This window comes from Streptomyces sp. NBC_00310 (genome assembly GCF_036208085.1).
Classification (GTDB): Bacteria; Actinomycetota; Actinomycetes; order Streptomycetales; family Streptomycetaceae; genus Streptomyces.
The window spans coordinates 5,081,903-5,103,398 of record NZ_CP130714.1 but is presented as its reverse complement, the minus strand read 5'-3'; the positions used below and the strand labels follow the sequence as shown (position 1 = coordinate 5,103,398).

Here is a 21,496-nt window from a genome sequence, read left to right as displayed (position 1 = left end):
CACAACCCACCCGCACCTCCCAACGGCAGACGCACCCTCCCCTCAGGAGCCCCCATGACCCCCGTCCTGGAATCCGAAGAACACAAGGCCCTACGAGCCGCCGTCTCCGCCCTCGGAAAGCGCTACGGCCGTGCATACATAGCCACGGTCGACAAAGAGGGCCGCCACCCCGACGAACTCTGGTCCGAGGCAGCCAAACTCGGCTACCTCGGCGTCAACCTCCCCGAGGAGTACGGAGGCGGAGGCGGCGGCATAGCCGAACTCTCCATCGTCCTCGAAGAACTCGGCACCGCGGGCTGCCCCCTCCTCATGCTCGTGGTCTCCCCGGCGATCTGCGGCACGGTGATCGCCCGCTTCGGCACGGAAGCCCAGAAACAGGCCTGGCTCCCCGGCATAGCCGACGGCACCCGCCTCATGGCCTTCGGCATCACCGAACCCGACGCCGGCTCCAACAGCCACCGCATCACCACCACGGCCCGACGCGACGGAGGCGACTGGCTGCTCACCGGCCGCAAGGTCTTCATCTCCGGCGTCGACAGGGCGGACGCCGTCCTCATCGTCGGCCGCACCGAAGACGCCCGCACCGGCAGCCTCAAGCCCTGCCTCTTCATCGTCCCCACGGACACCCCCGGCTTCGAGTACCGCCAGATCGACATGGAACTCCGCGCCGCCGAGAAGCAGTTCGAGCTCTCCTTCGACGACATCCGGCTTCCCGCGGACGCCCTGGTCGGCGACGAGAACGCCGGTCTCCTCCAGCTCTTCGCCGGCCTCAACCCCGAGCGGATCATGACGGCCGCCTTCGCGATCGGCATGGCCAGGTACGCCCTCGCCAAGGCCGTCGACTACGCCCGCGACCGCACCGTATGGCGGCAGCCCATCGGCGCCCACCAGGCGATCGCCCACCCCCTCGCCCAGTCGCACATCGAACTCGAACTGGCCCGCCTGATGATGCAGAAGGCGGCCCACCTCTACGACGCGGGCGACGACGCGGCGGCGGGCGAGGCCGCCAACATGGCCAAGTACGCGGCGGGGGAGGCCTGCGTGAAGGCCGTCGACCAGGCCGTGCACACCCTCGGCGGCAACGGCCTGACCCACGAGTTCGGTCTCGCCTCGCTGATAACGGCCGCCCGCGTGTCTCGTATCGCACCGGTGAGCCGGGAGATGATTCTCAACTACGTCTCCCACCAGACCCTGGGCCTGCCGAAGTCGTACTGAGCCGTCGAACGCGGCCGTACGAGCCGGCACGCGAGGAGGAACCATGTTCCGCAGCGAGTACGCAGACGTCCCGCCCCTCGAACTCCCCATCCACGACGTCGTCCTGGGCCGCGCCGCCGAGTTCGGCGACCTGCCCGCGCTGATCGACGGCGTCGACGGCACGACCCTCACCTACGAACAGGTGGACCGCTTCCACCGGCGTCTCGCGGCCGCGTTCGCCGAGGCGGGCGTCCGCAAGGGAGACGTTCTCGCCCTGCACAGCCCCAACACGATCGCCTACCCGACCGCGTTCTACGCGGCCACGCGCGCGGGCGCCACGGTCACCACCGTGCACCCGCTGGCCACCCCGGGCGAGCTGGCCACACAACTGCGGGACTCGGGGGCGACCTGGATCGTCACGGTCTCACCCCTCCTCGAGACCGCCCGCGCCGCCGCCGAACGTGTCGGCGGCATACGGGAGATCTTCGTCTGCGACAGCGCCCCCGGCCACCGTTCGCTGATCGACATGCTCGCCTCCGCCGCGCCCGAACCCGCCGTCGACATCGACCCGGTGACGGACCTGGCGGCCCTCCCGTACTCCTCCGGCACGACCGGCGTCCCCAAGGGCGTCATGCTCACCCACCGGTCCATCGCCACCAACCTCGCCCAGCTCGAACCGGTCATGCCGGCCGCCCCCGGCGACCGCATCCTCGCCGTACTCCCGTTCTTCCACATCTACGGGCTCACTGCCCTGATGAACGCCCCGCTGCGGCTCGGCGCCACGGTCGTCGTCCTGCCCCGCTTCGACCTGGAGGTCTACCTCGCGGCCATCGCCAAGTACCGCATCACACACCTCTACGTCGCCCCGCCGATCGTCCTCGCCCTCGCCAAGCACCCGGCCGCCGAGCGCTACGACCTCTCGACGGTCCGGCACATCCTCTCCGCCGCCGCACCCCTCGACGCGAAGCTCGCCGCCGCCTGCTCCGCCCGCCTCGGCCTGCCGCCCGTCGTCCAGGGCTACGGCATGACCGAACTCTCCCCCTGCTCCCACCTGGTCCCCCTCACCCAGGCCGCCACCGCGCCCCCCGGCACCGTCGGCAAGCTCATCGCCGGCACCGAGATGCGGATCGTCTCCCTCGACGACCCCGGCAAGGACGTCGGCGTCGGCGAACAGGGCGAGATCGTCATCCGCGGCCCCCAGGTCATGAAGGGTTACCTGGGCCGCCCCGAGGCCACCGCCGACATGATCGACGCCGACGGCTGGCTCTTCACCGGCGACGTCGGCCACACCGACGCCGACGGCTGGCTGTACGTCGTCGACCGGGTCAAGGAACTGATCAAGTACAAGGGCTTCCAGGTCGCCCCCGCCGAACTCGAAGCCCTCCTCGTCACCCACCCCGGCATCGCCGACGCCGCCGTCATCGGCCACTACAACGACGACGGCAACGAGGTCCCGCACGCCTTCGTCGCCCGCCGGCCCACGGCGCCCGAACTCTCCGAGGGCGAGGTCATGATGTACGTCGCCGAACGCGTCGCCCCCTACAAACGCGTCCGCCACGTCACCTTCGTCGCCGAGGTGCCCCGCGCGGCGTCCGGGAAGATACTCCGCCGCGAACTCAGGGAGCGCCTGTGACCGACCTGATCCAGCACGCCCACCACCGGGGCGTCACCACCCTCACCCTCGACTCCCCGGCCAACCGCAACGCCCTCTCCGCCGCCCTCGTCGCCGAACTCCACGACACCCTCGACCGGTGCGGCAAGGACGACACCGTACGGGCCGTCGTCCTCACCCACACCGGAAACACCTTCTGCGCCGGCGCCGACCTGCGTGACCCACCCGACCCGCAAGCCCTCGTCGATCTCCTCCGCCGGCTCCTCGAACTGCCCAAACCCGTCGTCGCCCGCGTCACCGGACACGTCCGGGCGGGCGGCCTCGGCCTGCTCGGCGCCTGCGACATCGCCGCCGCCGGACCCGAGGCCACCTTCGCCCTCACCGAGGTCCGCATCGGCGTCGCCCCCGCCGTCATCACCCTCACCCTCCGCCCCCGCACCGACCCCCGCGCCCTCGCCCGCTACTCCCTCACCGGCGAGAGGTTCGACTCCGCCGAAGCCGCCCGCATCGGCCTCCTCACCACCGCCGGCGCCGACGTCGACGACCTGCTCGAACCCATCCTCGACGGACTGCGCCGCGCTTCCCCGCGGGCCCTGGCGGAGACGAAACACCTGCTCACGGCTAAGGTGCTGGAGAACTTCGACCTGGACGCGGGCGAACTGACCCGGATTTCGTCCCGGCTGTTCGCCTCCGCCGACGCCCGCGAGGGCATGACGGCCTTCCTCGAAAGACGGGAACCGGGATGGGTGTTGTGAACACGGCGGACGACACGACCGAGGACACCGGCACGGTGGCCGACCGGGGCCCCAAACAGGACCGCAGCCGGGTCACCCGCAAACGCCTCCTGGAAGCCGCCGTGTCCTGCCTCGCCGAACACGGCTGGGCCGGCTCCACCGTCTCCGTCGTCGCCGAACGCGCCGGCGTCTCCCGGGGCGCCGCGCAACACCACTTCCGCACCCGCGAGGACCTGTTCACCGCCGCCGTCGAATACGTCGCCGAGGAGCGCTCCCTCGCCCTGCGCGCCCTCTTCCCCGAGGGCCCCGCCGACCGCCGGGCCGTCGTCGCCGCCATCGTCGACCTCTACACCGGCCCCCTCTTCCGCGCCGCCCTCCACCTCTGGGTCGCCGCCTCCAACGAGGACCAGCTCCGCCCCCGCGTCACCGAACTGGAAGCCCGCGTCGGCCGCGAGACCCACCGCATCGCCGTCGACCTCCTCCGCGCCGACGAGACCGTCCCCGGCGTCCGCGAATCCGTCCAGGGCCTCCTTGACATGGCCCGGGGCCTCGGCCTCGCCAACCTCCTCACCGACGACACGGGCCGCCGCGCGAAGGTGGTGGCCCAGTGGGCGGCGCTGCTGGACGACGTACTCGGCTGACCGACCGGTCCCTACGGACACAGCCGCCCCGCCGAGGTCACGGACTCAGCCGTTCCTCCGAGTCATGGACCGAGCCGTTCCTCCGAGTTACGGACCGAGCCGTTCCTCCGAGTCACGGACCGAGCCGCTCCTCCGAGTCACGGACCGAGCCGTTCCACCGAATCACGGACTCAGCCGCTCCACCCGCCACGACCCGTCCGGCTCCGCCACGTACCGCAGCCGGTCGTGCAGCCGGTTCCACCGCCCCTGCCAGAACTCCACACTCCGCGGCGCCACCCGGAAACCACCCCAGTTCGGCGGCACCGGCACCTGCTCACCCTCCGGATAGCGGGTGTGCAACTCCTCGTACGCGGCGTCCAGTTCGGCCCGCGAGGAGATCACCAAGGACTGCGCGCTGGCCCACGCGCCGAGCTGCGAACCATGCGGCCGGGTCCGGAAGTACGCCGCCGTCTCGTCCCGCCCGGTCCGCCGCGCCGTACCCGTCACGATCACCTGCCGGGCGAGCGCGTGCCACGGGAAGAGCAGCGAGACATGCGGGTTCTCCGCCAGGTCACGGGCCTTGCGGGAGTCGTAGTTGGTGTAGAAGACGAAGCCCTGCGCGTCGTACGCCTTCATCAGCACCGTACGAGAACCGGGGCGCCCCTCGGCGTCCGCCGTCGACACCACCATGGCGTTCGGCTCGTAGACCGCCCCCTCCTGCGCGGCCTGCCAGAACCACCGCCCGAACTGTTCCATCGGATCACCGGCCAGCTCGCTCTCGTCGAGCCCTTCGGCACGGTACTGCTTGCGCATGAGAGCGGGGTCGGGCACGGGTTCCAGGCCGGGATCGTTCACGCGGTCATCTTGCCGTATCGACGGCCGACCGGAAGGCTGGTGGCACTGAGTGCCGCGCGCCCTCCCCAAACCTGGCACTCAGGCGTAAGGTGCTGGAACATTCCGGTGGGGCCTCGCATCCGCCGCCCCCGCCGGTCGCCCCCTGTCGCACACATCAAGAGGAGCCGCCTGATGTCCGACTTCGTACCCGGACTCGAAGGAGTCATCGCGTTCGAGACGGAGATCGCCGAACCGGACAAGGAAGGCGGCGCACTCCGGTACCGCGGCGTCGACATCGAGGACCTGGTCGGCCACGTCTCCTTCGGCAACGTCTGGGGCCTCCTCGTCGACGGCGCCTTCCGCCCAGGCCTGCCGCCCGCCGAGCCGTTCCCCATCCCCGTCCACTCGGGCGACATCCGCGTGGACGTCCAGTCCGCGCTGGCCATGCTCGCCCCGGTCTGGGGCCTCAAACCGCTCCTGGACATCGACGAGCAGCAGGCCCGCGCCGACCTGGCCCGCGCCGCCGTCATGGCCCTCTCCTACGTCGCCCAGTCCGCCCGCGGCCAGGGCCTGCCCATGGTCCCGCAGCGCGAGATCGACAAGGCCCAGTCCGTCGTCGAACGGTTCATGATCCGCTGGCGCGGCGAGCCCGACCCCAAGCACGTGGCCGCGGTCGACGCGTACTGGACGAGCGCCGCCGAACACGGCATGAACGCGTCCACCTTCACGGCACGGGTCATCGCGTCCACCGGCGCGGACGTGGCAGCGGCCCTCTCCGGCGCCGTAGGAGCCATGTCCGGCCCCCTCCACGGCGGCGCCCCCTCCCGCGTCCTCGGCATGATCGAGGAGATCGAACGCACGGGCGACGCCGACGCCTATGTGAAGCGGGCCCTCGACAAGGGCGAACGCCTCATGGGCTTCGGCCACCGCGTCTACCGCGCCGAGGACCCCCGCGCCCGAGTCCTCCGCCGCACCGCCCGCGACCTCGGCGCCCCCCGCTTCGAGGTGGCGGAAGCCCTGGAGAAAGCCGCCCTGGCCGAACTCCACGCCCGCCGCCCCGACCGCGTCCTCGCCACGAACGTCGAATTCTGGGCCGCGATCGTCCTCGACTTCGCCGAGGTCCCGGCCCACATGTTCACGTCCATGTTCACCTGCGCCCGCACGGCCGGCTGGTCCGCCCACATCCTCGAACAGAAGCGCACCGGCCGCCTCGTCCGCCCCTCCGCCCGCTACATCGGCCCCGGCCCGCGCGACCCGAGGGACATCGAGGGCTACGGCGACATCGCGCGCTAGCCGCTCCCGGCGGCATCGCGCGCCAGCCGTCCCCGGCGGCGGTCACGCGGGGCTGAGCAGCCCCGCGTGATGCCGCTCGGCAACCAGCGGATGCGCCCGCAGCTTCCCCTTCAGCTCATTGAACCCGTACTCGGCGAACAGCGGATTCCCCGGATCATCGGTGACCCCGGGCGCGGTGGAGGCGTACGGAAAGACGAGCGGCTCGACCCGGGCGTCGAGCCGCGGGTTGTAGAAGAACGGCACGGAGAACCGCTCGGTGGCCCCGGGCGGACTCACGACCCGGTGATGGGTGGCGACGAGATACCCGTTGGTCGCCACCTCCAGCAACTCCCCGAGGTTGACCACGAACGCCCCCGGAATCGGCGGCACCGCATGGAACACCCCGTCCGCCCGCTCCACCTGAAGCCCACCGACCTCGTCCTGCAACAACAAGGTCAGAAACCCGTAGTCCTTGTGGGCCCCCACCCCCTGATCGCCCCCATCCCCCGCACTCCCGGGATACCGCACCAGCTTCAGATGCGGATGCGCCCGCTCCCCGAAGATCGGGTCGTAGAAATCGGCAGGCGCCCCGATGGAGACCAGCAACTCGCGCAGCAACCGCTGCGCCACCGAACTGAGCCGATCGATCCACGCGAGGGCGGCGTCCCGCAGCGCGGGCAGTGAACCGGGCCACTGATTGGGCCCCTGCAACCACCAGTAGGCAGGCTCGCCGGCCCCCGGTGTCCGCGCCGGCCGCTCAGCCCCGATGTCCAGCTGATCCCGCCAGTCCCGACTCCCGCCCGTCCGCTCGTCCCCGGTCCGCGTATACCCCCGGAAGTGCGGCGAGTTGACGTTGTCGAGGGCCAGCCGCTCGCTCTCGGGCAGCGCGAAGAACTCCCGCATGGCGCTGGTGAGCCGCCCGATCTCCTCCTCACTCACCCCATGCCCGACGAGCTGGAAGAACCCCACGTCATGCGCGGCGCTGTGCAACTGCGCGTGCAACAGCGCGCGCGCCCCGGGCCCGCGATCGGCGGCGGAGAGATCGATGATGGGCAACTGCGGGTACGACGGATCCGTCGAGGTGTTCGTCATGAGATGCGTCCGCGAGAGAAGAAGGGCCGGTTCCGGATTCCGAGGTCAGACGGAAGACCGACAGCCCGTGCTCGTGACGCGCACGTAGTCCACGTGCCGGCGTCGAACGAGTATCGGAAGCATGCTCCGACAATACTCCGCTGACGAGCTTTCGAGCGTGCCCCGCGTCACCTGCGTGTGATCATGGGGAAAACCCGCCCCTACACCCATGCAAACGCAGGCGACCCGCAGACTCTGGGTCCCTCCGCCCAGGGGGCGGAGAAGCCGGCCGGACGTACCGGCGAGTCTGCGGGTCGGGTGACTGCTTGAGATTGGGCCGGCTGCGTGCTCCGATCACACGCGGGTCCGACACCGCACTGAGTATGGTGACGGGCTGCTAGCCCGCAGCCACCTCTTCCGTCCGGTATGCATACATCTGCCGAACCACCTCCCTTCTGAAGTAGTCACAACCCTAGGCAGCGTCCTGGAGGCACTCAAGCGATTTTCCGAAGGAGTTACTCCACGATCTCCTCGCGCCTGGCGTAGCTATAGCCGTCGCCCCGCTGCAGCAGCTGCAGATTTCGGTGCCTCACGTTGAACCGACCCTGCGGCGTGGTGAGGCTGTGCTGACCCATGGCCCGGACAGAGATGCGCCCCGTCCAGGTGCCTGCCCACCTCCCCGAAGGCACTGTGGCTCTCACGAGATCACCGGTCATGTACCCGAAGTGCTGCTTCGTACGAGGCCGCCTCAGCCGGGGGAATCCGAACCGATCGGGCGTGGTGCGAGCGTACGAGCCGCGTCCTGTGGCTTTGGCGACGAGGACAGGATCAGCAACCCGGACGACCGTGTCACCGCCCTCGTGATCAAGTGCTCCGACGCAGAGGGCATCGAGGGTGTGCGTCTTGGTCAGCCCGACAGCGATGCGGTTCTCTTGCGTCTCGGTGCCCAGCCAGTGGTGGACAGGTCTCCGAAGAGCCTGCAGATCCTTCAACAGACGCCAGCGGGTGCTGTTCATGGCGGCGGCGTCCTGTAGCCGTGCTTTGACCTGCTCGAGGATCTTGGCGAGGCGTTCCGGCCGGTGAGTGAGAAAGGCGTCGACGGCTTGGCTTCCTTTGGCTTGGTTGCAGGGTGCGCAAGCGAGGACGAGGTTGGAGATGCGGTCCGAACCTCCCCGGCTGCGAGGTCGCAGGTGGTCGATGTTCAGTGGTACGCCGGTCGCGTCACAGTAAGCACACGCACTGCCCCACTTCGCATGCAGATAAGCGCGGGCATTGGCGCCCGCGAGCGGGCCGTGCTGATACTCAATGCCACGCAGTGTTCTGCCCGCACTCATGGAGTGGGTGTCGAAGGAGACGCTTTCGACGTGAATCTCAGTGATGGGCGCGTAGCGGCACATGCGGGTTGCTACGGAGAGAGTGGTGTCGCCGCGGTGCCGCAGCGATGGTGGCAGCCAGCCCTGAGTAAGGGCACGGTTCCGTGAACGGCAGGCCCGGTAACGGCAGTTGGCGGAACGCCGCCGATGTCGGTACCCGGCACGCTGCTGCATGCACTTGTGGATCTGGTCGCCGCGGTGCTGCAATTCGACGGAGATCAGCCCGCGCCGGACCACGACCGTGCGCCCGGCTCCATCGATTTCCTTCTTCTCATCAGTGAGAACGAGGCCCGTCCCTTTGGAGCCGGGATCGATGCGTAATTGAAGGCCGTCGACCTCGGACTCGGCGTGTGTGCGGTCCTTGAGCCGGATGGTGAAGGGAACCTGCCGGGCGACCACGGCTCGCCCCTTCCCGAGGAGTTCGCGGGCGCGGGAAGGATGGCACGGCATGAGGGGCTTGCCGTCCTTGGAAAGGACAAAGACCCTGCCCGCGCCGACGCCACCCGCGTACGCGTCACCTCGTGTGGGAACGTCACCGTCCCCGTTCTCTGCCGCCTCCACTGCCGGGGCAGTGGTCTTGGCGTGACGCCGATGGGCCCTGGTGTCGTGCCCGCCGGTCTCCCCTCGCCCATGTATCCCGCCGGTGCCCCGCGCGCCGACGGGGTGTCCGTGAGCCGTTTCGTCCCTGCTCCCAGGGGTGTCTGCTCCCACGGATTCCAGAGCAGGCTGCTGAGGAAGCACAGCCTGGTGGGTCTGCTCACCTGCGGGGAACGTAGTCATCGGGGCACCTCCCTGATCATGAGATCGTGATGACTGAGGCTGGTCACTCGACGACCGTGTGGCCGAGGAGCGAGTGACCTCCTTTCGGCGTGTCTTCGAGACGTTAGCGATCTAGCGCCATGCCAATGCGGATCTCGCCGCAAAAGCACTCATTCGTGCGGATCATCCCGATTTTTCGAACGGATAACCATGTCTGGAGCTACTAGTTGGGGGCTCTACTCGGCCTCATGAAGGCCGTCTGGGCCCGTGAACAGTACGGCGAAGACCCCGTGTACCCGGGTGTCGTCCGGAAGGGTCCAGTGCCCGGTGACGTGGCCTTTCGCGCCCTCCGGCAGGTCGAGAGGGCCGGGCCGTAGGACGCGGTTCAGGTGGAGGACGGTGGGGCCGGGGTGGAGGGGGAGCTCGGTGGCCTCAGGGGTGTCGGTCGCGGTGAGGGCGACCACGGACAGCGCGCCCTCGCCGGTGTAGGTGCGGGTGACCTCGTGGTCCGGGGTGTCGGTGAGGCTCTGGGCCTGGGGTTCGGCCTTGCCTTCGAGCAGGGCCAGGAGCTGCGTGATCAGGACCGGGTCGTGGCAGCCGTCGTAGGCCCAGCGCCTGCCCAGGACGCCGTGGTCCATGGTGCCGATGAGGGCGTGTTCGGCGTCGGGAAGCGGGGCGCCCCGGTAGGTGAGGGGGGCCAGGTAGTGGACCGGGGCGGGGCCGGAGGTGTCGGTGGCGACCATGAACTCGATGCCGACCTCGCCCTCCGGGTCGTCGAGACGGAAGCCGCCGGCCTTGGTCAGTTCCGGGGCGTCCGGGCCGCCGGCGTACCAGGGGCGGCTGGGCAGCCAGGAGGCCAGGAGTTCGAGCTTGGTGGGCTTGAGGGTGGTGCGGTGGATGAGCGCCATGGTGGGGATTCTCCGCCGGTCCGATGAGCGGACGCGAGCCCTTTCTCCCGCCGCTGAGGTGCTCGCCGTCCCACGAGGCCGTGCTGCGCGCTTCGCCTACTCCGCCGACCTCTCCAGCGCCTCCAGGTCCAGGGCCGATGCGATGTGTACGGCGATGTCCTCGGCGTAGAGCGCGTCGGTGCGTTCGAAGGGGGTGCGGCCGGCGTTGCGGAGGAAGGTGACGACGCCGAGGGTGCGGCCGCGGCTGCGGAGGACGGCGCAGAGGGAGTGGACGGTGTCCGGGGGCCACTGGCGGCCGGTGGCCCAGATGCGGGCCGCTTCCGGGGGTGCCGTGCCGGCGCTGGCGCGGACCGAGCCCCCGCGCTCCACGCACTGCAGGGCGGGGTGGCCGGGGCCGTAGCGGACGGGGATGCCGGCGTGGCCGGCGAGGTGGCTGGGGCCGGGCTGGCCGGTGGGGGTGCCGGCGGCGCGTACGAGGCGGGCGGGCCCTTCGCCGTCGGCGAGGGAGCCGCCGGCGACGCGGTCGATGAGCGCGTGGTCGGCGAAGCCGGCGAGGGCGAAGTCGAGGTGGACGGTCGCGGCCTCGCCGGGGTCCTCGCACTCGGCGGCGGCGCGCGCGGCCCGGTGGAGCTGGTTGAAGCGGAAGCGCAGCTGGGCGGCCTCCTGCTCGGTCTGCTTGGACTCGGTGATGTCCTGGAAGAGCCAGCCGACGCCGAGGGGGACCGGTTCCTCGGCCAGCGGTGAGGCGAGGCGGAGGAAGCCGCTGCGCCAGCAGCGGCGCTTCTCGCCGTCGGGGGTGCGGACGCCGACCCAGATCTCGGCGGGCGCGGGCGGGGCGCCCTCGGCGAGTACGTGGGTGAGGGCGCTCTCCAGTTCCTCGACGCCCTGGGCGAGCAGTTCGCCGAGGGGGCGTCCGAGGACCGCCGTACGGCCGATGCCGAGGGAGCGGGCGGCGTGCGCGTTGACGACGGCGGGGCGCAGGTCGGCGTCGACGAGGACGACGCCCCAGGACGCGTCCTCGAAGAGGGCCTCGCTGAGGGCGATGGACCGTTCGAGGTCGATCTGCGCGTGGACCTCGCTGAAGGCGCAGTACAGGCCGGCGGGCTTGCCGTCGGGTCCGCGTACGGCGGCGGACTGGGTGCGTACGAGGACGCGTCCGCCGTCCTTGGTGACCAGGGCGAACTCGTGCACCTGCCGGCCGGAGGCGTGCATGGCGGCCATCAGCCGCCCCTCGACCTCCTCGGCGTCGGCGGTGCGTACGGCCCACCCGGCGAAGCCGCGGCGCCCGACGGCCTCCTCCGCGCTCCAGCCCAGGATGCGTTCGGCCTCGCGGTTCCAGTGGGTGACGACGCCGTCGGCGTCGAAGGCGCACAGGGCCGCGTCCATTCCGTCGAGGAGGGCGGCTAGGAGATCCGAGCCACCGGAGTCCGTGGCGTCCATGGATCGCTCGGTGCCTTCGGTGTCCTCGGTGTTCACCGTGCCCTCGATGTCCTCGATGTCCTCGGTGTCCTCGGTGTCCTCGTTCGTCGGACCGTCCCGCTCGGGCTTGTCGGGCCCGAGCTCGTCGGTGGTCCCACCACGCCGGGAAGCACTCACCTGAACCCCCTCCAGGCTCCGTTGCGTCCGCATGTACGGCTGGTACGGCGCGTCGTTTCGCTCACTGGTCATCATTCAACTCGAACGTGACCCAGCCCACATCTGCTTCGCGCAAGATATGGACGAAATCGTTGTACGCCGGATTTCCTCCTCACCCTTCTCAGTGTTCCCACGAACCCGGGGGTGCAGTCAGCGCAGGTAGAAGATCCGGTCTCCGTACTCCCGCATCACCCGGTCGTTCCAGTCGAGCCCGCCGTCGACGTTCCCGGAGCGGAGCAGGGGCGGCTCGATGCCCCGGTCCGCGAGGGAGGCGGCGGCGGTGGCCATGACCGACTGGAGGAGGGCGGACGTGACGACGGTGGAGGCTGGGGCGAAGGGCGCGGGGATGCTTTCGAGGGTGAGCTCCGCGTCGCCGACCGCGATCTTCGAGTCGAGGACGAGGTCGCAGTGGTCCTTGAGGAAGGTGCCGGAGGAGTGGCGTGACGTGGTCTGCGTGGCGTAGGCGACCGAGGTCACGCCGATGACCTTCACCCCCAGCTCCCGGGCGTGCGCGGCCATCTCGACGGGCAGCGCGTTGCGGCCGGAGAGCGAGATCACCACGAGCAGGTCCCCGGCGCGCAGGGGGCTGGTGTCGAGGACGGCGGTCGCCAGTCCGTCGATCCGCTCCAGTGCCGACCCGAGGGTGGCGGGCTGTACGTCGACGCCGACCGCGCCGGGGACGGCCAGCAGGTTCATCAGGGCCAGACCCCCGGCGCGGTAGACGAGGTCCTGTGCGGGGAGGGACGAGTGGCCGGCGCCGTAGGCGAAGAGCCGGCCTCCGTCGGCGACCGTGTCCGCGATCATCCCGCCGGCCGCGGTGATCGTCTCGCTCTCCTCGTCCCGCACGCGCTCCAGCAGTCTGATGGCCGCGTCGAGGAATCGCCCGCCCGGCGTGCCGTCGTCCATGTGTGAACCCCTCAGCCCTCTCGCCGGCCCGCAGTGTCGCGGATCACGTTAGAGGTCTGGACCACTGGGGTGTCAATATGGCCGGAGGGTACCTGCGGGCTTTCCTCGGTGCGTTTTCGGCTGCGGGCGCGCGGGGGTTGGTCGCGCAGTTCTCCGCGCCCCTTGCGAACCCCGGGTGCGACCCGTGCCGTAACCGGGTGCGACCCGTGCCGCAAAAGGGGTGCGGGGAACCGCGCGGCCGGCCACGTACGACCCGCACCCGCCCCCACCGAAACCTCCCGAGCTCTCCCACCGATGAAAAGAAAGGGGGCGCCAGGTCACAAATCGGCCACCCGACGGGAGTCATACCGCCGTCGTTCCCCCGCCATCACCCGGTTGTCAGTCGGATGCGTAAGAATTGGGTCCAGGGCCAGCGCAGCAAGCCGGTGTGGCCGTCGAAGCCTCCGGCTGAATCTCTCGAGGGGCACGTATGTCCGGACTGATCGATACGACGGAGATGTATCTCCGCACCATCCTCGAGCTGGAGGAGGAAGGTGTGGTCCCCATGCGCGCCCGGATCGCCGAGCGGCTTGACCAGAGCGGCCCCACGGTGAGCCAGACGGTCGCGCGCATGGAGCGCGACGGCCTGGTGTCCGTCGCCGCGGACCGCCACCTGGAGCTCACCGAGGAGGGTCGGCGGCTGGCCACGCGCGTGATGCGCAAGCACCGCCTCGCGGAGTGCCTGCTCGTCGACGTGATCGGCCTGGAGTGGGAGCAGGTGCACGCGGAGGCGTGTCGCTGGGAGCACGTGATGAGCGAGGCGGTCGAGCGCCGCGTCCTGGAGCTGCTGCGCCACCCCACCGAGTCGCCGTACGGCAACCCGATCCCGGGCCTGGAGGAGCTGGGTGAGAAGGACGGCGCGGACCCCTTCCTGGACGAGGGCATGGTGTCGCTCGCGGACCTCGACCCGGGCACGGAGGGCAAGACCGTCGTCGTGCGCCGGATCGGCGAGCCCATCCAGACGGACGCCCAGCTGATGTACACGCTGCGGCGCGCGGGCGTGCAGCCCGGGTCCGTGGTGAGCGTGACGGAGGCGGCCGGCGGTGTCCTCGTGGGCAGCGGCGGCGAGGCGGCGGAACTGGAGGCGGACGTCGCCTCCCACGTGTTCGTCGCCAAGCAGTGAACGTCAAGCGCTGAACGTCAAGCGCTGAGCACGGATCGCTGACGCCGGGCGACGGCGCCGAGCGCTGCCGCGCGGACATGCCACCGGTCACGCCCACGGCTACCGGTCACGCCCACGGCTACCGGTCACGCCCACGGCTACCGGTCACGCCCACGGCCACCAGCCAAGCTCACGGTCGCCCGCCACGGGTACTCGCGCCGACCGATTTCGACCGCCCGGCGTCGTCCTCCGACACCCTGCGTCGGCCGCTGTTCGGCCGGCGTCGGCGGATGTCCGTATCGCCCGCCAACTCCCGATGCGGGAGGGGAAGTTGTGACGTATTGGGGTCCATGTCCGGGATCCCGTCGAATCCAAGATTCAGTGCGCCGAATCGCAGCGCTCGGGCCGTTCGCGTGCGAGGCTTGCGCGTGAGGCATATGACCTGAGGGGCTCTTGGCCGCCCGAGACGGCGATCTCCGGTGGCAGGGGAGGGGGCGGGGCGGATGTGCCGTGGACATGAGGAGGGCTCCGGCGCCATGCGGCGCCGGAGCCTGTCCTCCCCTGTGCTGACCCGGAGCCCCGAGCTCCCAGGGTCATCCCCTTCGGACCGTTTTCCCCGAGCGGTCCGCCTCCCGTTGAAGATCTCCCCTCGGCGGCGGCGGGCAATCCTTGGCGAAGGTCACTCGAATGAGGGGTGTTGTCGCCAAGAGCGACATCTTCGAATGTGTATTCGATAGCGTGTGCGGCGTGGCGTTGCGTGACCCCTGCCATACCTGACGCGCGCACCCCACACGTAACGTGTCAACCGATATGCACGCTGTAACAAAAGTGCCCGCCGTCCGAGCGGCGCGCACGGCGATGACAACAGCTGGAGCAACGGGGCAGAAGCAAGGGCAGAGGCAACGGCGGAAGCCACGGCAGAAGCGACGGCGGATGCGACGCGGAAGCAGCAGCGGGACAGCGGTACGACAGCAGTTGGGACGAGTGGACCGGCCGGCTCGAAGCGGGAGCGAGAGGCGGGAGCGAGCGGTCCGGGCGGGAGTCTGGGGGGTGCCAATGGTGCGGCGCATCGACGTGACGGGAGCGGGCGGCGTAAGTCTCGCCGCCTGGGAGTTCGGCGACCCGCCCAAGACCGGAGACCAGGTCGGGGACATCGCGGGGGCGGGGGCGGGGGCGGGGCAGGGCGCCGCGGCCCAGGCCGCGGAGACGAGCGGCGGGCACGAGCCCCGGCCCGGAGTGCTCTTACTGCACGGCCTCATGGGCCGCGCCTCGCACTGGGCTCCCACCGCCCGCTGGCTCTCCGAACGGCACCGCGCCGTCGCACTCGACCAGCGCGGCCACGGCCAGAGCGCCAAGCCCGAGAAGGCCGCGTACACCCGTGAGGCCTACGTCGAGGACGCCGAGGCCGCTGTCGAACAGCTGGGCCTCGCCCCGGTCGTCCTCATAGGTCACGCCATGGGCGCGCTGACCGCCTGGCAGCTGGCCGCCCGCCGCCCGGACCTGGTGCGCGGCCTGATCATCTGCGACATGCGGGCCTCGGCGCTCGGCGCCGCCTCGCAGCGTGAGTGGGAGAGCTGGTTCAAGGCCTGGCCGCTGCCCTTCGCCACCCTCGCCGACGTCCGCAAGTGGTTCGGCGAGGACGACCCCTGGGTGGAGCGCCCCAGTCCGTCCCGGGGTGAGTTCTACGCCGAGGTCATGCACGAGGGCCCCGACGGCTGGCGGCCCGTCTTCGACCCCGAGCAGATGCTGACGACCCGTGAGACCTGGGTGTACGACGCGCACTGGGAGGAGCTGACCCAGGTGCGCTGCCCCGCCCTCGTCGTCCGCGGCCTCGACGGTGAGCTGGGCCGCGCCGAGTCCCAGGAGATGGTCCGCGTCCTGCCCCGCGGCCAGTACGCCGAGGTCGCCGACGCCGGGCACCTGGTCCACTACGACCAGCCGGACGCGTGGCGCGCGGCGATAGAGCCGTTCCTCGACAGCTTCTCGGACTGAACGAAAGGGCCCCGAATCGCTCCGGGGCCCTCCTGCGTTCCACGCGGCCTGCGTTGTACGGCCTGCGTTGTACGGCCTGCGTTGTACGGCCTGCCGCCGCGCCGCCCTCGGCGCGGCTCAGCCCTCCGCGTTCCTCCGTCGTCGCATCCACCACACCAGCGCGGCGCCCCGTGCCTCAGTCATGACGGTCACCCTAGAGAGGGGGCAGTGTCGGAGATGCGGGGGAACTGCGCGGAACCTCAGCCTCTCCGGCGTCTGCGCACTGCGCACTGCGCACTGGGCGCGGGGCGCGGGGCGCGGGGCGCGGGCAGGGGACGGGCGGACGGCGGGATCCTCACATCAGAGCGGCCCTGCCCCATACCCTGACAGCGTCGAGCTGTTCAGAGAGGGGCAAGGCCGTGTCGTCTGAAGCTGCTACCCCGGACCCGTATGCCGACCCGCTGGTCTTCGGCCAACGCCTACAGATCCTGCGTACCCGCAGGGGTATGACACGCGACCAGTTGGGCGGACTCCTCGGCAAGACCGGGTCCTGGGTCAAGGGCGTCGAGACCGGACGCCTGAAGACGCCCAAGCTGGAGACGATTCTGCGCATCGCCGAGTTGCTGCGCGTCCGTGATCTGTCGGATCTCACCGGCGACCAGTCCGTACACATCGACTTGTTCGCCGGTCCCGGTCATCCTCGACTCGCTCCGGTCAAGGCCGCGGTCGACGCCTTCCCGCTCACGACGGTCCCGGGGCGTGGCCGACGCTGCGAAGGAGCGCCAACATGCGATTCGTATCACAGGCATTCGAACGGGTGAGAGCCCTGCTGTGAGGACCCCGGAAGGCAGGCACACGCTCCCTTCCCGACCATCCCGTACAGGCGCCCGTGTCCGCGGTGCAGTCGCCGCCGGAGACATGGGGCTCGGCGCTCGCGTTCGCATGCCGGTGCCGTGACGGAGGTGGTCCGGCCCCGATGGACACCGGGCATCCTCTCGTACGCGCCTACGTCCTGCCGCCTGAGGAGCGCCAACGCGTTCTGGCTGTACGTCAGTTCACGGGGGTGGGCTGATGACCGGTGGAAGGGTCGAGTCGAGCGTGCGGAACGCCGAACTGCCCATGCTGCGCGCTTACCGCCTGTGGTTCGAGCACACCACGAAGTGTGCCGACTGCGAGGGGAGGCCCAAGGCACAGGACGGTTGTGAGACCGGACGTGAACTCTGGGGCACGTACCGCCTCACGCGGATCGGGAGGCCGTCATGAGCTGGCGAATCGAACGCACTTCTCAGCGAAGGCCGGTGACCGGCTGTTCCTCTCATCATTGGTTAAGCACAGCTCAGGGGGTGTCGTACGCCGGGAGGAGCAGCCGCTGCGGACCAGCTGGTCAGCGGACCGGTCGCCACGGTCCATTGCGGCTCCAAAGCTCTTTGACCTGGACATGCCCCGCGTTCAACGTGTCGTGGTGGACGCTCCACCTCACGCGAGAGGTCGCTCCGTCAACGGGGTATGGATTGGCTCCAGTGAAGACAGAGAGGCAACTCGTGAACGGTGAGGGCCCCATGCCGCAGTGGCACTTCCCAGAAGGTGCTGGCCTTCCGGTGCGTCAGCTGGTTGAGAGCACCTTGGCCCCCGTCGTCGTTCTCGACGGGCAGCTTCGCCATCTGTACGTCAACCCCGCATGGGTCGAGGCCAGCGGCGTGCCCGCCACCGCATTCCTGGGGCGAACGCTCGGGGAGGTGCTGCCGGACCTCCAGTGCCCGGACGACGTCCTGTTCGAGGTACTCGCGGATGGGCAACCTCGGGAGGCAACCGTCTCAGGAACGACGAGGGTCGCCTCGCCGCTAGGTGACAGGCTCTGGCGAGCGGTCTATCACCGGATCGATCTGCCGGGCCAGGACGCGTGTCTGTGCGGGATCAGCGTGGAGATCAGCAATCTGCGCCGCTATCTGGACGACCTGGAGACCGCGCATCAGCGGCTCGCCCTGCTGGACGCTTCCACCACGCGTGTGGGCACCACGCTCGACATCGCAACCACGTGCCAGGAGCTGGCCGACTTCCTCACCCCGTCGCTGGCCGACACCGCCGCAGTGGGACTCGTCGAGGAGCAGTTCACCGGCGCTCCCCCGCCCCCTCCCGGCTTCCTGAGGCTGCGCAAGATGAAGGGTGCGGCACTACCGGGACTGGAATGGCTGCTGCGCCAACTGGGTGGACCCGGACCACACGTCGACCTTCCCCGCGGCTCGGCCCCACGGCGTTGCATGGACAGCGGGCGGCCATGGCTGGGCAACCTGGCCTCGGACGAGCTGTTCCAGAAGGTGACCGTGGACCCCGAGCGCGCCAGGATCTTCCGCGCGGCCGGCATCCACTCGCTTCTCATCGCCCCCCTGATCACGGCGGGCCGCGCGGTCGGCGTCGTCCTTCTGGGCCGGGCCGGCACATCGCCGCCCTTCCATGACGACGACGTCGAGACGGTCCAGGCACTGGCCGCCCGAGCCGCCGTCTCCATCGACAGCGCGCGCCGCTACAGCTACGAACACACCATGGCGCTGGAACTCCAACGTGCCCTGTTGTCCGAACCCAGTGCCCCACACCCCACTGTGGAAGTGGCCGCCCGCTACCTCCCCTCCGGCGACAGCGTCCTCGTGGGTGGAGACTGGTACGACTCGATTGCACTGCCGGACTCCCGCACCCTGCTGGTCATGGGCGACGTGATGGGCCACGGCTTCCAGGCCGCTGTCGCCATGAGCCAGTACCGCTCTCTGCTGCGCACCATCGCCACGTCCGGGATGAGCGTCGACAAGATCCTCGGCGAGTTCGACCGCCGGGTCGCACACGTTGGCCTCGACCGCCTCGCCACCTGTCTTCTCGCGGTCATGGATTCCCGGGCGGGCACCTGTACAGCGGCCAGCGCTGGGCATCTGCCGCCCGCCATCGTGCGTCCCAGCGGAAGCACGGAGATTCTGTGGCTCCCGGCCGGCCCACCCATCGGCACCGGGCTCGGTGGCTACGAATCGATCACCGTACGTATGGAACGCGGCACCGCACTGCTGCTCTACACCGACGGGCTGGTGGAGCGACGCGACACGGACATCGACGTCTCGGTGCAGGCGCTCGCGACGCTGAGCCTGCCGGCGGACCGCACTCTGGACGACATGCTTGACACACTCCTGACCCACCTGACGAACAGCGCGTACGAGGACGATGTCGCGATCCTCGCCGCCCGCCAACGCGACGAGAATGAGTGACCCACACCACTCAAGCTTCCCTACGTTGTTCTGCGGGACGTGGTGAGCCCTTCGTATGGTTCATCCACCCAGGGGCGTCGGGTGTGGCTTTCAAACTTCTGCCACTTGTGGCTTCCATCGATTGGCCGCCCGACGCCCCACGACGACTCGGCTGCCAATTAGGAATTGCGAATGATCGCTACGTAGGGAATCGACAGCGAGGTCGTCCGTGGGAGGCACCAGCAACACCACCGCACGGAGGCACCACATGGCCGCGATCTGGGCTGGCATCGACGCAGGCAAAGCCCACCATCACTGCGTCGCGATCGACGAGAGCGGCCGCCGGCTGCTGTCGCGACGCGTCGCTAACGACGAACCCGAACTGCTCGAACTCCTCGCCGACATCCTGGCCCTGGGGGACGAGGTGACCTTGGGACATCGACCTGGCCGACGGCGGAGCCGCCCTGGCCATCGCGCTCCTGGTCAACCGCGACCAGCCGGTCCACTACATCTCCGGCCGGGCCATCCACCGCGCTTCCGAGAGCTACCGCGGCGAGGGCAATACCGACGCGAAGGACGCCGCCGTCATCGCCGACCAGGTCCGCGTCTGCCGCGATCTGCATCCGCTGCGGGCCGGCGACGACACCGTCATCGATCTCAAGATCCTCACCGGCCGCCGCATGGACCTGGTCGCCGACCGCACCCGCACCGTCAACCGCCTCCGTGCCCAGTTCACTGGCATCTTCCCCGGCCTGGAGCGGGCCCTGGACCTCACCAACACCGGCCCGCTCACCCTGCTGACCGGCTATCAGACCCCCGCGGCTATTCGCCGGATCGGCGTCAAGCGGCTGGAGACCTGGCTGCGCAACCGCCACGTCGTCCGCCCCGACCGGCTCGCCGAAACCGCTGTCCAGGCCGCCGAACGGCAGCACACGAGCCTGCCCGGCGAGAAGCTGGCCGCCACGTTGGTACACACGCTGACGAAGGAAGTGATGAGCCTCAACCAGCAGGTCGCCGAGCTCGACAAGGCCATCGAGGCCCGGTTTCGCGACCACCACACCTTCGAGGTGATCACCAGCATGCCCGGCCTGGGCGTCATCCTCGGCGCCGAGTTCCTGGCTGCCACCGGTGGGGACATGACGGCATTCGGCACCGCCGACCGCCTCGCCGGCTTCGGCGGTGTCGCCCCGGTGCCCCGCGATTCCGGGAAGCTGAGCGGGAACCTGCGCCGTCCGCAGCGATACAACCGCTGCCTCCAACGCGTCTTCTACACCTCGGCGTTGTTCAGCATTCGGCACTGCGACGAGTCGCGCCGGTTCTACGATCGCAAACGTGCCGAAGGCAAGCGCCATACCCAGGCCGTCCTCGCCCTCGCCCGCCGCCGCGTCAACGTCCTCTGGGCCCTCCTGCGAGACGGACGGTGCTACGAGCCGGCTCCGCCGGCAAGGGCTGCCGCATAGGAAGGGACGCGACACGCTGCGCGCGGCCAGGTGGTCTGACCGACTCCGTCAGACCAGACAAAACTCGTTACCTTCCGGGTCTGCCATCACCACGTGATCCGGCCTGCCCTGCAACTCGTCCTCGCGGACCACGGTCGCGCCCGCAGCGGTCAACCGCTCCACCGCCTCGACCACGCGCGGCCAGCGCACCTCCCACGGGGTTTCACGGCCGCCACCAACTTGCACGTCGATATGCAGCCGGTTCTTCGCCACCTTCGGCTCCGGCACCTTCAGGAAGGACAAGGTGGGGCCCACGCCGTCCGGATCTGAGAGGTACGCCCCGTCATCCCACTCGTCCTCCGGAACCTCATGATGCGAGAACCACTCCTCCCAGCTCCCGAACCCTGCGGGCGCGGGCTTCTCCTCGTAGCCCAACGCCAGCGCCCAGAACGCGGCCAGCTTCCCCGGGTACGCGCAGTCGATCGTCAAGCTCCACTTGGTCCCCATGAGCCCTCCCCAGTCGGATGAACGGACTGTACTGCGCTCCTCCGACACCTCCTGCCCGCTGCCTCAAGCGTGCGCCGCGGCTTGACAAACGGCATTAGGAATCGATGGGAATCGCTCAACCTTCGCTGCAACAGATCCCGGACGCGCACCGCAGATTCCCGAGAGCATGCTCGCGCCCTCCCTCAACCCGGTGTCCCGGCGACTCCTCGGCCGGCTCTGCCTGACGTCCGAGCGTTATGTCCGACTGGGGCGACCGCCTGTCATGTGAACGAACCCGCACAGTGCGACCACCGCGC

Annotated in this window: 16 protein-coding genes and 1 pseudogene; 10 read left to right on the top strand and 7 right to left on the bottom strand. The window is 69.8% G+C overall.

Going from position 1 to position 21,496, the window contains the following annotated elements:
- Positions 1-54 precede the first annotated feature (54 nt).
- The 4 genes from OG202_RS22280 to OG202_RS22265 are packed head-to-tail and all read left to right on the top strand — an operon-like array spanning position 55 to position 4,181.
- Positions 55-1,215 carry an acyl-CoA dehydrogenase family protein gene (locus tag OG202_RS22280; RefSeq protein ID WP_327729084.1) on the top strand — a complete coding sequence of 387 codons (1,161 nt, stop codon included), beginning with the start codon at positions 55-57 and terminating at the stop codon, positions 1,213-1,215.
- A gap of 43 nt (positions 1,216-1,258) precedes the next feature.
- On the top strand, positions 1,259-2,827 hold the full coding sequence (locus OG202_RS22275; RefSeq protein ID WP_328223409.1) for a 4-coumarate--CoA ligase family protein: 1,569 nt from the start codon (positions 1,259-1,261) through the stop codon (positions 2,825-2,827).
- On the top strand, positions 2,824-3,561 hold the full coding sequence (locus OG202_RS22270) for an enoyl-CoA hydratase family protein (RefSeq protein ID WP_327729086.1): 738 nt from the start codon (positions 2,824-2,826) through the stop codon (positions 3,559-3,561). The genes OG202_RS22275 and OG202_RS22270 overlap by 4 nt, the downstream gene beginning before the upstream one ends.
- Entirely contained in the window at positions 3,549-4,181 is a 633-nt protein-coding gene (locus tag OG202_RS22265) for a TetR/AcrR family transcriptional regulator (RefSeq protein ID WP_326581959.1), read from the top strand. The genes OG202_RS22270 and OG202_RS22265 overlap by 13 nt, the downstream gene beginning before the upstream one ends.
- A 162-nt stretch (positions 4,182-4,343) precedes the next feature.
- On the opposite strand, the gene pdxH is transcribed toward OG202_RS22265, so the two are convergent.
- Positions 4,344-4,973 carry a pyridoxamine 5'-phosphate oxidase gene (pdxH, locus tag OG202_RS22260; protein WP_327732202.1) on the bottom strand — a complete coding sequence of 210 codons (630 nt, stop codon included), beginning with the start codon at positions 4,971-4,973 and terminating at the stop codon, positions 4,344-4,346.
- A 213-nt stretch (positions 4,974-5,186) separates the two neighbouring features.
- Between pdxH and OG202_RS22255 the strand changes: the two genes are divergently transcribed.
- The gene (locus OG202_RS22255; protein ID WP_327729087.1) at positions 5,187-6,287 is read left to right on the top strand and encodes a citrate synthase 2; all 1,101 of its coding nucleotides are present in this window, start codon (positions 5,187-5,189) and stop codon (positions 6,285-6,287) included.
- A gap of 42 nt (positions 6,288-6,329) precedes the next feature.
- On the opposite strand, the gene OG202_RS22250 is transcribed toward OG202_RS22255, so the two are convergent.
- The 5 genes from OG202_RS22250 to OG202_RS22230 form a co-directional block, all read right to left on the bottom strand.
- Positions 6,330-7,358 (bottom strand): isopenicillin N synthase family dioxygenase, encoded by a 1,029-nt coding sequence (locus OG202_RS22250; protein ID WP_328223408.1) that lies wholly within the window; start codon positions 7,356-7,358, stop codon positions 6,330-6,332.
- A gap of 494 nt (positions 7,359-7,852) precedes the next feature.
- Positions 7,853-9,271 (bottom strand): RNA-guided endonuclease IscB, encoded by a 1,419-nt coding sequence (iscB, locus tag OG202_RS22245; protein ID WP_327729089.1) that lies wholly within the window; start codon positions 9,269-9,271, stop codon positions 7,853-7,855.
- 434 nt (positions 9,272-9,705) lie between these two features.
- A complete protein-coding gene (locus OG202_RS22240; protein ID WP_328223407.1) occupies positions 9,706-10,377 on the bottom strand; it encodes a maltokinase N-terminal cap-like domain-containing protein in 672 nt (223 codons plus the stop codon).
- Positions 10,378-10,473: 96 nt separating this feature from the next.
- Positions 10,474-11,973 carry a PAS domain-containing protein gene (locus tag OG202_RS22235; protein WP_443052354.1) on the bottom strand — a complete coding sequence of 500 codons (1,500 nt, stop codon included), beginning with the start codon at positions 11,971-11,973 and terminating at the stop codon, positions 10,474-10,476.
- 189 nt (positions 11,974-12,162) lie between these two features.
- The gene (locus OG202_RS22230) at positions 12,163-12,918 is read right to left on the bottom strand and encodes an SIS domain-containing protein (RefSeq protein ID WP_327729092.1); all 756 of its coding nucleotides are present in this window, start codon (positions 12,916-12,918) and stop codon (positions 12,163-12,165) included.
- Positions 12,919-13,387: 469 nt separating this feature from the next.
- Between OG202_RS22230 and OG202_RS22225 the strand changes: the two genes are divergently transcribed.
- From OG202_RS22225 to OG202_RS22205, 5 genes and pseudogenes are all read left to right on the top strand, one after another.
- The gene (locus OG202_RS22225; RefSeq protein ID WP_316727666.1) at positions 13,388-14,080 is read left to right on the top strand and encodes a metal-dependent transcriptional regulator; all 693 of its coding nucleotides are present in this window, start codon (positions 13,388-13,390) and stop codon (positions 14,078-14,080) included.
- Positions 14,081-15,115: 1,035 nt separating this feature from the next.
- Positions 15,116-16,051, top strand: a complete 936-nt coding sequence (locus tag OG202_RS22220) for an alpha/beta fold hydrolase (RefSeq protein WP_328223406.1) — start codon at positions 15,116-15,118, stop codon at positions 16,049-16,051.
- Between the two features lie 398 nt (positions 16,052-16,449).
- Positions 16,450-16,851, top strand: coding sequence for a helix-turn-helix domain-containing protein (locus OG202_RS22215; protein WP_328223405.1), 402 nt, complete (start codon positions 16,450-16,452; stop codon positions 16,849-16,851).
- A gap of 777 nt (positions 16,852-17,628) precedes the next feature.
- Positions 17,629-19,275, top strand: coding sequence for a SpoIIE family protein phosphatase (locus tag OG202_RS22210; RefSeq protein WP_326581969.1), 1,647 nt, complete (start codon positions 17,629-17,631; stop codon positions 19,273-19,275).
- Positions 19,276-19,522: 247 nt separating this feature from the next.
- A pseudogene (locus OG202_RS22205) lies at positions 19,523-20,714 on the top strand (IS110 family transposase).
- A 48-nt stretch (positions 20,715-20,762) separates the two neighbouring features.
- On the opposite strand, the gene OG202_RS22200 reads toward OG202_RS22205, so the two are convergent.
- Entirely contained in the window at positions 20,763-21,200 is a 438-nt protein-coding gene (locus OG202_RS22200) for a VOC family protein (protein WP_005474438.1), read from the bottom strand.
- Positions 21,201-21,496: the final 296 nt, after the last annotated feature.